This is a genomic window from Sphingomonas hankookensis (assembly GCF_001619955.1).
Classification (GTDB): Bacteria; Pseudomonadota; Alphaproteobacteria; order Sphingomonadales; family Sphingomonadaceae; genus Sphingomonas; species Sphingomonas hankookensis_A.
Map to the genome: position 1 here is coordinate 34,315 of NZ_LQQO01000007.1, position 13,115 is coordinate 47,429.

General features: G+C 66.0%; 10 protein-coding genes. 3 read left to right on the plus strand and 7 right to left on the minus strand.

Annotated features, from left to right (window positions below; all coding sequences use genetic code 11):
- Positions 1-39 precede the first annotated feature (39 nt).
- Complete coding sequence (locus AVT10_RS05605) at positions 40-1,323, plus strand: MFS transporter (protein ID WP_066689239.1); 1,284 nt, start codon at positions 40-42, stop codon at positions 1,321-1,323.
- A 278-nt stretch (positions 1,324-1,601) separates the two neighbouring features.
- Here AVT10_RS05605 and AVT10_RS05610 read toward each other — a convergent pair whose 3' ends face one another.
- On the minus strand, positions 1,602-2,000 hold the full coding sequence (locus AVT10_RS05610) for an EVE domain-containing protein (RefSeq protein WP_066689241.1): 399 nt from the start codon (positions 1,998-2,000) through the stop codon (positions 1,602-1,604).
- Positions 2,001-2,141: 141 nt separating this feature from the next.
- Here AVT10_RS05610 and AVT10_RS05615 point away from each other — a divergent pair, with 141 nt between their 5' ends.
- A complete protein-coding gene (locus AVT10_RS05615; protein ID WP_066689242.1) occupies positions 2,142-2,555 on the plus strand; it encodes a hypothetical protein in 414 nt (137 codons plus the stop codon).
- Positions 2,556-2,648: 93 nt separating this feature from the next.
- The gene (locus AVT10_RS05620; RefSeq protein WP_066689243.1) at positions 2,649-2,939 is read left to right on the plus strand and encodes a DUF3297 family protein; all 291 of its coding nucleotides are present in this window, start codon (positions 2,649-2,651) and stop codon (positions 2,937-2,939) included.
- A 112-nt stretch (positions 2,940-3,051) separates the two neighbouring features.
- Here AVT10_RS05620 and trhO read toward each other — a convergent pair whose 3' ends face one another.
- The 6 genes from trhO to AVT10_RS05650 all read right to left on the minus strand — a co-directional run bounded on the left by trhO (position 3,052) and on the right by AVT10_RS05650 (position 13,059).
- On the minus strand, positions 3,052-3,984 hold the full coding sequence (trhO, locus tag AVT10_RS05625) for an oxygen-dependent tRNA uridine(34) hydroxylase TrhO (RefSeq protein ID WP_066689245.1): 933 nt from the start codon (positions 3,982-3,984) through the stop codon (positions 3,052-3,054).
- On the minus strand, positions 3,984-4,796 hold the full coding sequence (locus tag AVT10_RS05630) for a LytR/AlgR family response regulator transcription factor (RefSeq protein ID WP_066689248.1): 813 nt from the start codon (positions 4,794-4,796) through the stop codon (positions 3,984-3,986). Before AVT10_RS05630 ends, trhO begins: the two co-directional genes overlap by 1 nt.
- Entirely contained in the window at positions 4,793-5,893 is a 1,101-nt protein-coding gene (locus AVT10_RS05635; protein WP_066689250.1) for a sensor histidine kinase, read from the minus strand. Before AVT10_RS05635 ends, AVT10_RS05630 begins: the two co-directional genes overlap by 4 nt.
- A 148-nt stretch (positions 5,894-6,041) precedes the next feature.
- Positions 6,042-8,519: a TonB-dependent receptor gene (locus AVT10_RS05640; protein ID WP_066689256.1), complete on the minus strand. Its 2,478-nt coding sequence runs from the start codon at positions 8,517-8,519 to the stop codon at positions 6,042-6,044.
- A gap of 153 nt (positions 8,520-8,672) precedes the next feature.
- Positions 8,673-10,808 carry an NAD-dependent DNA ligase LigA gene (gene ligA / locus AVT10_RS05645; RefSeq protein WP_066689258.1) on the minus strand — a complete coding sequence of 712 codons (2,136 nt, stop codon included), beginning with the start codon at positions 10,806-10,808 and terminating at the stop codon, positions 8,673-8,675.
- Positions 10,809-10,992: 184 nt separating this feature from the next.
- On the minus strand, positions 10,993-13,059 hold the full coding sequence (locus tag AVT10_RS05650; RefSeq protein ID WP_198158506.1) for an EAL domain-containing protein: 2,067 nt from the start codon (positions 13,057-13,059) through the stop codon (positions 10,993-10,995).
- Positions 13,060-13,115: the final 56 nt, after the last annotated feature.

Below are 13,115 nucleotides of genomic sequence, written 5' to 3' on the forward strand. Positions count from 1 at the left end.
GACGGGCCGATCCGCAGAGGATGCAAGCGGAGGCGTGGAATGACGGAGCAGGCTGACGGCATCGAACGTGCGGCGACGCGCGCGGGCCGCTATCGCTGGGGGATCGTCGCGCTGTTGTTCATGGCGACGGTCATCAACTATGTCGACCGGCAGATGATCGGGGTGCTGAAACCCACCCTGTCCAAGGACCTTGGCTGGACCGAAACCGATTTCGCCAACGTCATCTTCTTTTTCCAGATGGCCTATGCGATCGGCTATATCGGGTTCGGGCGGATCGTCGACGTGATCGGCGCGCGCATGGGCTATGCCGTCGCCTTCGTCATCTGGCAGGTCGCGCATATCGCCCATGGCGGCGCGTATAGCGTGACGCAATTCGCGATGGCGCGCTTCGGTCTGGGCGTCGGCGAGGCGGGCAATTTCCCCGCCGGTATCAAGGCGGTGACCGAATGGTTCCCGGCCAAGGAACGCGCCTTTGCCATCGGCGTGTTCAACGCCGGGGCCAATGTCGGCGCGATCATCACCCCGCTGGCGGTGCCGGTGCTGACGCTCGCCTATGGGTGGCGCATGGCGTTCGTCGTGACCGGCGTCGTCAGCCTGGTGTGGCTGGTCGCGTGGCTGGCCTTCTACCGTTCCCCCCGTGAGCACAGGAAGCTGTCGACGGCCGAACTGGCATGGATCGAGCAGGACCCGGCCGATCCGGTGCAGCCGATCGCGTGGCGCCGGTTGGTAACGAAGCGCGAGACCTGGGCCTATGCGCTGGGCAAATTCTGCATCGATCCGATCTGGTGGTTCTTCCTGTTCTGGCTGCCGGGCTATCTGGGCGACCGCTACGACCTCGATCTGCTCAGCTTCGGGCCGCCGCTGGTCGCGATCTATCTGTTGTCGGACCTGGGCAGCGTTGCGGGCGGATGGCTGTCGTCGCGGCTGATCGCCAGCGGGCGGACCGTCAATTTCGCGCGCAAGGCGACGATGTTCGTCTGCGCGGTGGCGGTGCTGCCGGTGCTGTTCGCGCAGTCGATCGACAATCTGTGGGTTGCGGTGCTGGTGATCGGGATCGCGACCGCGGCGCATCAGGCTTTTTCGGCGAACCTCTACACGCTGCCGTCCGACCTGTTCCCGCGCGCCGCGGTGGGGTCGGTCGTCGGCATCGGCGGGACGGTCGGCGCGGTCGGCGGCATGTTGATGGCGAAGTACGCCGGTTATGTGCTGGACAGCATCGGCAGCTATGCGCCGTTGTTCTTCGTTGCCGGGTCGGCGTATTTCGTGGCGTTGCTGCTGGTGCATGTGTTGTCGCCGCGGTTGGCGCGGGTGGAGGGGGCTTGAGGCTCCGCCACTCCGTTCGTGCTGAGTAGAGACTGAGTGAAGTCGAAGGCTCGTATCGAAGCATTTGGGGCGGTCCTTCGATACGCCGCTTCGACAGGCTCAGCGGCTACTCAGGACGAACGGTGGGGGTTGGTTTTCTCCGTTTGGTTCGAGCAGCTTCGAGCGTAGTCGAGAAGCGTCTGTCGAGAACGCCTTGCCCCAAACGGGGAGTTCTCGACGGCCGCTTCTCGACAGGCTCGAAGCTGCTCGAACCAAACGGGGTTGTTGGAGAGAAGTCGCTACTCCCCCGCCAAACGCATCAGCGCCGTCCATTCCCCGTCCGTCACCGGCGACACCGACAGCCGCGACTGGCGCAGCATCGCCATGTCCTGCAACCCGACCGCCGCCTTCATCGCCGCCAGCGTCACGGGGCGGGGCAGGGAGCGGTCGGGCTCCACGCGGACCGACACCCAGCCTTCGTCGCCATCCGCCTGCGCCGCGCGGGCGATGCGCGCGATGCCGACCGCCGCCTTGTCCTTGCCCGAATGGTAGAAGATCGCGTCGTCGCCGACCGCCATCGCGCGCAGATGCTTTGCGGCGGCGTGGTTGCGCACCCCGTCCCATTCGGTGCCGCCGTCGCGGACCAGATCGTCCCAGCCATAGCTGTCGGGTTCGGACTTCAACAGCCAGTGCGCCATGGTTACCCCTTCCCTAAACCGCCGGTGAATGGCCGGTTCCGCGTCCGTTCAGTCGCCCGGTGCTATCGATTCGATCATCGGCGCAGATGCGTCGTCGTGACAAGGGCCTTGCTGGCCCCCACGCAGGTTGAGGAGATTGGCATGAATAGCTTGCTGACCAAGGCGGGCCTGGGGTTGTCGCTGGCCGCGACGGCGCTGACCGCTGCCGCGCCGGCCGATGCACAGTGGCGCCGCGGCTATGGCTGGGACCGTGGCTACGACCGCGGCTGGCACCGGGGCCGCGACAATGGCGGTGCGGCGGTCGTCGCCGGCATTGCGGGCCTCGCGATCGGCGCGGCGCTGGCGTCGAGCGCGAACGACCGGCGGTTCCGCGATCGCTATTATCGCGACCGGGGCTATGCCTATAATTACGACGACCGCTTCTATCGTCAGCGGGGCTATTATCCGAACGACGGCTATTACGCCTATCGCTACAACAACTATCAGCGGTGCTGGGTCGAGCGGCGCTACGACCCCTATTACGACCAGACGGTGCGCGTGCGCGTCTGTAACTGATTGTTGACCGCACGACATGCGGCGGGGCGGGGGAGCATGTCCTCCGCCCTTTCCGCTTGGCGGGCGCGGCGTTTTGCGGCATGGGCCGCGCCCATGACTGATACGCCCCCCGATCGCCTCTCGATCAATCCGCGCAGCCCGCATTTCGACCAGCCCGTGCTGGAGCGCGGCATCGGCATCCGCTTCAAGGGCGCCGAGCGCAACGATGTCGAGGAATATTCGATCTCCGAAGGCTGGATCCGCGTCGGCCTCGGCAAGAAGGTCGACCGCAAGGGCCAGCCGCTGACCATCAAGCTGTCGGGCCCGGTCGAGGCCTATTTCCAGACGCCGGCCGAGGGTGCGGATGCGCCTGCGGACGAAACGAAGGGCGGCGAGGCGGAGTAATAGAGGGCGTCGCCCCAGTGAAGGCTGGGGCCTCCTGCGGCGAGGAGCGCGCCTGATTACGGAGAGACCCCAGCCTGCGCTGGGGTGACGTTCGTGGCGCGGATTGTGGAGGCTAGGCTTCCCGCGCCATCCGCTTACCCACATGCTGTTCGCCGCGTCTGGCGGCCAGCATCACCTGTCGGTGCCGTTCGGCCTTCGCCGCCAGCGTCGCGGCGTCGCGGGTGCCGGCGCAGGCGGGGCATTGTACGCCTTCCTCGAACAACGGTGACGTGCGCTCTTCCGGGCTGACCGGCATGCGGCAGCCGCGGCATAGCGCGTGGGTGCCTTGCGTCAGCCCATGGCCGACCGCGACGCGTTCGTCGAAGACGAAGCATTCGCCCTCCCACGCACTCGCCTGCGCGGGCACTTCCTCCAGATATTTCAGGATGCCGCCGTCGAGGTGATAGACGTCCTCGACGCCTTCGCCCTTCAGGAAGGCGGTGGATTTCTCGCAACGGATGCCGCCGGTGCAGAACATCGCGACCTTAGACTTGCCGGCCAGCAGCGTGTCGCGATTGGCGCGGAACCAGTCGGGAAAGTCGCGGAAGCTGTCGGTCTGCGGATCGACCGCGCCGGCAAAAGTGCCGACCTTCACCTCATAGGCGTTGCGGGTGTCGATCACGACCGTTTCCGGGTCGGCGATCAGCGCGTTCCAGTCGGCGGGGGCGACATAGGTGCCGACGATCCGGTTCGGATCGGTGCCGGGCACGCCCATCGTGACGATTTCCTGCTTCACCCGAACCTTCAGCCGGTGGAACGGCATCGTCGCCGCGTGGCTGAACTTCGGTGTCAGGTCTTCGCAGCCGGGCAGGGCGCGGATCGCGGCGAGCGCGGTGGCGATGCCCTCCGCGCTGCCGGCGATGGTGCCGTTGACCCCTTCCGGGGCGATCAGCAGCGTGCCGCGAACCCCCGCGTCGGCGAGCACGGTTTCCAGCGTGTCGCGGACCGCCTGCGGGTCAGCAATCTTCGTAAAGCGGTAGAGTGCCGCAACGGTCAGCCCGGTCATCAGTGGACGAAGCGCGCCACCACGTCGCGGTACGAGCGGCTGACCTTCACCTGCGAACCCGATTCGAGGATCAGGAAACATTCGCCATTGGTGTGCGGCTTGACCTGCTTGACGAGGTCGAGATTGACGATGGTCGAGCGGTGGACGCGCTGGAACCGGCGAGGGTCGAGGCGCTTTTCGAGGTCCTTCATCGTCTCGCGCAGCACCAGCGAATTGTCGCCGGTGTTGATGACCATGTAATCGCCCGCCGCCTCGATCATCTCGATCGTGTCGACATCGACGCGGAAGATCTGGCCGCGATCCTTGATGTTGATGAGCTTTTCGAAGCGGTTCGCGCCGACCGCGTCGTCGTTCGCGCCGTCGGCCGCTTCCATCTCCGCCGCGGTGTCGGGGGCGACTTCGGCGAGCACTTCCTTCAATTTCTCGACCTCGGCCTGGCCCCGCTTTTCGGACAGGCGCTGGCGCACGCGGTCGAGCGTGTCGGCGAGGCGCGATTCCTCCACCGGCTTCATCAGGTAATCGACCGCCTGCGCCTCGAACGCGCGGATCGCGTGGTCGCTGTACGCGGTGACGAACACCACCAGCGGCGGTTCGACCTCCATCAGCCCCTGCACCACCGAAAAGCCGTCGAACCCCGGCATCTGGATGTCGAGGAAGACGAGGTCGGGCTTGTGGGTCTTGATCGACCGGATCGCTTCGCGGCCGTTCTGGCATTTGTCGATGATCTCGACATCCTCATGCGCCTGCAACCGCAGTTCGAGGCCCTGAATCGCCAACGATTCGTCGTCGACAAGGATGGTACGGATGGTCATGCAGCCTCTTTGGTAACGTCTTGCGTCTGGTAGGGCAGTTCGATCTCGACCACGAACCCGCCGTCGTTGCCGGCGCGGGTTTCGAAACAATGGTCGGGGCCGTACGCCTGTGCCAGCCGGTCCCGGATATTCTGAATGCCGACACCGGTGGAAAGCGTCGGCCGCTTCGGTCTGTCGATCAAGCCGGGCCCGGTATCGGACACGGCGATCTGCACCCGATCCCCGGCCAGTCGAGCGGTGATCGCGATATCGGCCCCGTCCTCCTGCGGCGTGACGGCATATTTGATCGCGTTTTCGACCAACGGTTGCAGCAGCAGCGACGGCAACCGCGCGTGCGCCACGCGGGCATCGATGTCGAAACAGGTACGCAGGCGATCTTCGAACCGCATCTTTTCGATATCGAGATAGAGTTTGAGGGTTTCAACCTCCTGCTCCAGCGTGACGTGCGCGGTCGGTTCGTTGGCGAGCGTGTAGCGCAGGAACGACGACAGGCGGCTGAGCATCACGTTCGCCTTCTCGGTCTGTTTCAGCAGGACGAGGGTCGAGATCGAATTGAGCGTGTTGAACAGGAAATGCGGGTTCAGCTGATAGCGCAGCATGGCGAGCTGTGCCGACGACGCCTGCATCTCCAGCATCCGCATCTCGTCGACCTGCTGTTCGACCACCAGGTAGAAATTGATCCCGAAATAGAGCGCCGACCAGCCGGTCAGCACGGTGAAGTTCAGGAACAGCGTGCCGAGCACCAGCGACAGGCTGACATCGGGCGACACGTTGCGGATGAAGGTGAAGACGAAGGCGTCGATCAGCGAATAGGCGAAGGTCGCCGCCGACAAGGTGCACATCGTCAGGAAGATCGCCGGCACGCGCGGCAGCGAGCGATAATAGCCGTAGAGCACGCTCATCAGCAGCGTCAGGCAATAGCCGACGATCACCTCGACGATATTGCCCAGCACATTCTTGAGCGACGCGGCGCTGGCCACGGTCGAGACCGAGCGCAGCAGCAGATAGCCGGTCCAGCCGGCCGCCTGCAGCAGCCAGAAGGCGCGGTTCTTCTGTTCGAAGAAGGGGCGCGAGAAAATGGCGGGCTTCGGCGTCATGCGCTCCGTCAGTCGTCTTGTGCCCCCGCATGGTCATAGCGGGGCGGGGGCGGGTTGGCAAAATGGCCTTAGCGCAAGCGGCCCCCAAACGAAAACCGCCGCCCCGTTGCCGGGACGGCGGTTCGCGGTTGGTTGGATCGGGTAGGGCTTAGAAGCCGAACTTGATCGAACCGATGACCGTGCGCGGGTAGCCGACCGAGAAGTTCGGGTTGCCCGAGAGCGCATCGACCTGCGTGCTGATGTTGCCGAAATACTTTTCGTCGAACAGGTTGCGCACGTTCACGGCGAAGCTGGTGCGCTTCAGGCCGTACTGTTCCAGGCTGAAGCGCGCGTCGAGATCGACCAGGGTGTACGATCCGACGACGACGTCGTTGACGTCGGTCGCGAAGCGTTCGTCAACATACTTGCCCTGAACGCCGACGTTCAGTGGGCCGTAGTTAAATTCGGCGCGGCCACCGAACTGCCATTCCGGCGTTTCCGGAACCTTCTTGCCCTTGGTCTGCGCGATCGCCGTGCCGGCGGTCTGGACGTTCGAGAGCAGTTCGGTGTGGGTGTACGACGCGATCGCGGTCAGTCCCAGCCAGTTGGTCGGACGGACCGTGACGGTGCCGTCGAAGCCATAGCTGTCCACCGCACCGATGTTGCGGTCGAACGAGATGCCCTGATCGAAGTCGAACGAGGTCACGATGCGGTTCTTGTACTTGATGTACCAGCCGGTCAGCTGCGACTGCACCACGCGGCTGTTGTAGCGCAGGCCGAGATCGAACGAGTCGGTCTTTTCCGGCTGCACACCGATGAACGGCGCGCGGTACAGGTTATCCGTGCGCGGCGCCGAGAAGCCCTTCGCATAGCTACCGAACATGCTGATGTTGGTATCAGCGAAGTTGTAGGTGAAGCCGGCGTTGGGCAGGATCGCGTCGTACTTATAGGTCGTCGCGAACGGCGCATAATAGGGGGTCGCACCGGTGGTCGGGACGACGGCGTTCGGGGCGATGATGCGCAGCGAGGCGATCGGTTCGCTGGTGCAGTAGGCGAAGCCCGAACCGCGTGCCTCGATCGGGCAGTAGGTTTCGAGGTCACGCTTGAAGAACGGCGCACGCAGGCCGACCTGCAGCGTGAACGCCCGGTCAAAGAAGCGGCCGATATATTCGCCCGAGATCTGGTTCAGCAAGGCGACCGACTTGCGATCGCGCTGCGAGATCACGAAGCCGTCGGCGGCCAGCACCGGACGGCCGTTACGACCCGAGAAGATGTTCTCGGGCATACCGTTCGAATAGAGATAGCCCCATTCGCCGGTCTGGCGGTGGTTCGCATTGTCGTAGGTGTAGGCGACGCGGACGCGCTGGTCGTCGTTGAAGTCGTAACGCAACGACGCGATGCCGGTGTAGCGGTTGGTGTTGGTGATGTTGGGCGAGAAGAAGCGCACCGTGTCGCGGAAGTCGCCGTCGCCGTTGAAATCGACACCCGGCGACGTGGTCAGGCTGCCCTTGGCGCGTGCCGAGTTCTCGGCCAGCGTCGAGGTGCCGCCGCCATGGGCCAGCGTGTACTGGTACGAACCGTCGAGCGTCAGCGTCAGCTGGTCGGTCAGAGAGAAGCGCGAATTGGCGCGGACGTTGCCGGTGTTCGACGGGTTGACGCGAATGCCGTAATAGTTCGAACAGTTGTTCGCCGCCTGCGCCGTGCCGTTGACCGGGGTCGGCGTCGAGCAGAATTCGTTATTCTCGAAATTGCTGACGGTTTCGAACTGGCTGTCGTTCAGGTCGATGCGGATCGGGTTCGACGGCGATGCATTGGCGTTCGCCGGGATGACGCCGGTGCCGAAAAGGGTGCGTATATCGCCCACCGAGACCGAACGATAGAAGTTGTTGCGGTTCTCGTTGTAGTGGCCCGAGATGCGGATGAAGTCGCCATTGTCACCGAGCGGCTGGTAGATGCCGGCGTTGAACTGCTGCTTGCGGATTTCGCCCGGACCACGGAACTTGTCGTTCGATGCCTTCGACGCCGACAGGAAGGCGCGGGTGCCGAACGAGGTCAGGTTTCCGGTCTCGATCAGGCCGAACACGCGGTGAAAATCGAAATCGCCATACGAGGCGACCAGCGTGGCCGACAGTGTTTCCGACGGGATCAGCGTGCGATAGTTGACCGTGCCGCCGGCGGCCGATGCGGTCGGGCTGTCGACGTCGGTCGCGCCGAGGTTGACGTTGATTTCGTCGATCAGCTCAGGGTCGAGCTGCTGGTTCGAATAGATCGCGTAGTTGCCCGAATCGTTCAGCGGGAAACCGTCGAAGGTCAGCGAGACGCGGTTGCTGTCGAAGCCGCGGATGCGGATATTGCCACCCGACGAACCGAACGGATCGCTCTGGGTGAAGTTCACGCCGGGAACGATGTTGAGCGCGTCGAGGACGGTGTTGCCCGGAGCCTGCTTCGCGATGAATTCCTGATCCAGCACGACGCGCGCCTTGGGGCTGTCGGGAATCTTGATGCCGTCGACGCCGTTCTGGACGCTCGAACCGGTGACGACGATTTCTTCCGATTCGAAATCGGTCGAGCCGGTCGACTGCGCGAAGGCGGAGGCCGGGAGCAGGAGCGCGGCAAAGGCCACGCCGGCATAGAGCTTGGTGTTCATAAGTCCCCTTTGAATCGCAAGGTCGTGGCGCGACTCGGTACGCTGGTTCAGGCGGCGGCATTCACCGTCCCGGCGCCAATGGACGCGCCATATTTCTATTTTGCGACAACCGAAAGCGGGGAACTCAGTCTCTTTGTGTGCGTTGCAAAAACGTCACGTTGTTGCAGCGGATACGATCTCCGCCCATGTCGCCTCGTCGATCACGCGGATGCCCAGTTCCTCCGCCTTCGCGCGTTTCGACCCCGCGTCCGCGCCGACGACGACCAAGTCGGTCTTCTTGGACACCGATCCCGATACGCGGGCGCCCAGCGCATCGGCTTGTGCCTTGGCCTCGTCGCGGCTGAGCGTTTCCAGCTTGCCGGTGAAGACCACGGTCTTGCCGGTCAGTTCGGACGCGACCGCCTTGTGCTCGACCGGTAGGGGGGTGACTTCGCGCAGCAGGTCGTCGACCACGGCGCGGTTATGCTCTTCGGCGAAGAAGGCGAGGAGGGCGTCGGCGACTTCGGGGCCGATGCCCGCCGTCTCGACTGCCGCGACGAGGGCACGTCCGCGGCGCAGGACGAACTTGCGATCGTTCTCGCCGATCGCCGGCACGGTCTCGGCTCGGACCGCCAGCGCGCGCTCGATCATGTCGAGGAACGCCTCGATCGTGCCGTAGCGCCGCGCGAGGTCGCGGGCGGTGACTTCGCCGACATGGCGGATGCCGAGCGCGAACAGGAAGCGGTCGAGCCCGATGCTGCGGCGTGCGTCGATCGCGGCGAGCAGCTTGTCGACGACCAGCTCGGACATGCGCTCGCGCTGGACCAGCGCCTCACGATGGGTGTGCAGGCGGAAGATGTCGGCGGGGGAGGCGATCAGCCCGTCGCGGAAGAATTCCTCGACCCGCACCAGCCCCAGCCCGGCAATGTCATAGGCGTGGCGCGAGACGAAATGGATCAGCCGCTCGACCCGCTGCGCCGGGCAGACGAGACCGCCGGTGCAGCGCACGACGACTTCACCCTCGCCGCGTTCGGCGAGCGAGCCGCATTCGGGGCAGGTGGTCGGGAAGGTCCAGGGCGCGCGCGCTTCGTCGCGGGTCAGGTTCTCGACGATCTGCGGGATGACGTCGCCGGCGCGCTGCACGACGACACGGTCGCCCGGACGGACGCCCAGCCGCTCGATCTCGTCGGCATTGTGCAGCGTCGCGTTGGTGACGACGACGCCACCGACCGTCACCGGCTCCAGCCGGGCGACGGGGGTCAGCGCGCCGGTGCGGCCGACCTGGATGTCGATCGCCTTCAGCGTGGTCTGCGCGCGTTCGGCGGGGAATTTGTGCGCGATGGCCCAGCGCGGGGCGCGGCCGACAAAGCCCAGCCGCTCCTGCCAGTCGAGCCGGTCGAGCTTATAGACCACGCCGTCGATATCGTAGGGCAGGTCGGCGCGCGTGGCCTCGATCGCGCGATAGACGGCGAGGGCTTGCGCGGCGCCGTCGCAGCGCTGGAACGCGTCGGCGATCGGGAAGCCCCAGTCCTTCAATGCCTGCACCACGCCGGCCTGGGTATCGGCAGGGAGCGCCGTGACCTCGCCCCAGCCATGCGCCAGGAATTTGAGCGGGCGCGACGCGGTGACGGTGGCGTTCTTCTGTCGCAGCGATCCGGCGGCGGCGTTGCGCGGATTGGCGAATTGCCGCGCCTTGGCCGGGTCGGCGGCGTCGGCGAGCAGGCGGGCATTGAGGGCGGCAAAATCGTCCTTGGCCATATAGACCTCGCCGCGCACCTCGAACACGTCCGGCGCGGCGGGCAGGGTCTGGGGAATGTCGGCGATGGTCGCGACATTGGCGGTCACGTCCTCGCCGACCGCGCCGTCGCCGCGGGTCAGCGCGCGGACCAGCTTGCGCCCTTCGTAGCGCAGCGAACAGGACAGGCCGTCGATCTTCGGCTCGGCGGTGAGCGCGACGGGTTCGTCGTCGGACAGGCGCAGGAAGCGGCGGACGCTGGCGACGAACTCCGCCACGTCCTCGTCGGCGAAGGCGTTGTTGAGACTCAGCATCGGCCGGGCATGGGCGACCTTGGCCAGATGGCCCGAGGGGGCAGCGCCGACGCGCAGCGAGGGCGAGTCGGTGCGCACCAGCGCGGGGAACGCCGCTTCGATTTCCCGATTGCGGCGGACCAGCGAGTCGTACTCCGCGTCGCTGATCTCCGGCGCGTCCTCGCCATGATAGGCGGTGTCGGCGCGCGCGATGCGCTCGGCCAGATCGGCCAGTTCGGCGCGGGCATCGTCCTGGGTGGCGGGGAGCGGCTGGGTGGTCATGGCGCCAGCGCTATCGGGGGGATGCGGGGCGATCAAGGCTCCCGTTCGGTTCGAGCAGCTTCGGGCTTGTCGGGAAGCGGCAGTCGAGAACTTGGTGATTGGGGCAAGCCCCTTCTCGACTGCGGTTCTCGACAGGCTCGAACCTGCGCTCGAAGCAAACGGGGGGGAGACGGAGGGGGGAGCGTTACGCCCCGGGTTCGCGCACGCTGCTGCGGCGGATGGTCACGCGGCGTTCGACGGTGATCGGGTGATCGAAGTGCAGCCCGGCGCGGCCGTCCTCTGCCCAGCGCAGCGTCGCCGCCACCCATTGCCCGCCGCCGGTATCGATCCGGAGCGTCGTGCCGATCGCGGCTTCGTCGAAATCGATGAGATCGATCAGCGCGCCGTCGCTCGACAGGTCGCGGATGCGGGCGGAGCGGCGCGTGCCGTTCAGCTCGATCGTGGTCGAGCGCAGCATGCGCGTGCGCGGTGCGCGCGGCGCCTTGGGACCGCGCGGGGTCATCGCGCCGCCCTCCGCCAGCAGCCGCGATGCCGCCGCCGCATTGTCGACCGGCGGGCCATAGAGCAGGCCCTGCACGTCGGAGCAGCCCAGATCGCGCAGCGCGTTCAGTTCGTCCTGATATTCCACGCCCTTGGCGGTGACATCGATGCCCAGCGACTCGCCCAGAGTCGTGATCGCGCGGACGACGGCGGCGTTGCGGCCTTCGGGATCGCTCACCCCGCGCACGAACGAACGGTCGAGCTTGATCCGGTCGAATGGCAACCGGCGCAGGCAGGACATCGATGCCGGTCCCGCACCGAAATCGTCGAGCGCGAGGCGGACGCCGATCCCGTGCAGCGCGGCGAAGCTGCCGACCGCGGCACGCATGTCGCGCAGCACGCTGGCTTCGTCGAGGTCGAGTTCCAGCCGTTCGGGCGACAGGCCCGACCGCGCGACGGCATTGGCGATGATCGCGGGCAGGGCGGGGTTGGCGAACTGCGCCCCCGACAACGGCACCGCCAGCCGCGACTCGCCGGGCCAGGCGGCGGCATCGTGACAGGCGGTGCGCAACACCCATTCGCCGATCGATTCGATCAGCTGGCACTCCTCCGCCACGCCGACGAACTCGGCGGGTTCGAGCGACCCGCGCGTCGGATGCTCCCAGCGCAGCAGTGCTTCGAACGCGGTGATGCGGCTGTCGTCGAGCGCCACGACCGGCTGGTAGACGATGCGCATCTGGTCGAGCGACAGCGCGACGCGCAGGTCGGATTCCATCTGTCGCCGCGACCGCGCGCCATCCAGCAGGGTGTCGTGGAAGAAGCGGGCGACGCCGCGCCCGGCATCCTTGGCGGCATAGAGGGCGAGGTCGGCATTGGCGACCAGCGCGTCGGGGGTCGCGCCGTGATCGGGCGATACGGCGATGCCGATCGAACAACCGATCGATACCGCGGCGCCGTTCAGGAAATAGGGCTGCGACAGCGCGGTGATGATCGCCTGCGCCAGCGTCACCATGTCCGACCGGCTGGCGATGCGCGGCAGGATCACCTGGAACTCGTCTCCGCCCAGCCGCCCGACCAGCCCGGCATCGCCGACCGTCCGCTCCAGCCGCTGCGCCACCTGCTTCAGCAGCGCGTCGCCGACCGGATGGCCCATCGTGTCGTTGACCGCCTTGAATCGGTCGAGATCGAGGAGGAACAGCGCGGTGCCGTCATAGCCCGGCTGGGCCAGGGTCTGTTCCAGCGACATCCGCATCCGTTGCCGGTTGGCAAGGCCGGTCAGGCTGTCGAACAGCGCGAGGCGGGTGATCGCCGCATCCGATTGGCGCACGGCGGCCATGTCGGTGCCGGTGCCGACGAACCCTTCGAACCGACCATAGGGGTCGGTGAACGGGCTGCCCGATACGGTCCAGCTGCGGTCGGTATGCGTGGCTGAGGCGGGGGTGACGGCATAGTCGGTAAAGGCGGTGCGGGCCGACAGGTGAAAGGCGATGGTGCGTTCGTTGTCGCCGGCGGTCGAATCGCTGCCGGCGATGCGCAGCACGTCGACCAACGATGCGCCGATCGCATCGATCCCGGCGGCGGCCAGTACCGAGACGATCTTGTCGCTCAGATAGGAGATCCGCCCATTGCGGTCGGTCTGCCAGAACCAGTTGGGGCTGTGATGCTCGGCTTCGCTGATCAGGCGCCGGCTGGGGTCGCCGGGCGAGCGTGCGTTGTCGTCGGTCCCCTGGACCAACGATCGCAGTGCCGCCTTCAAACCGCCGCTCGCCAATGCGCTTCCCCCGGGTGATACGAAGGGAGGATAGCGTGCGACAAGTGAACGAATTC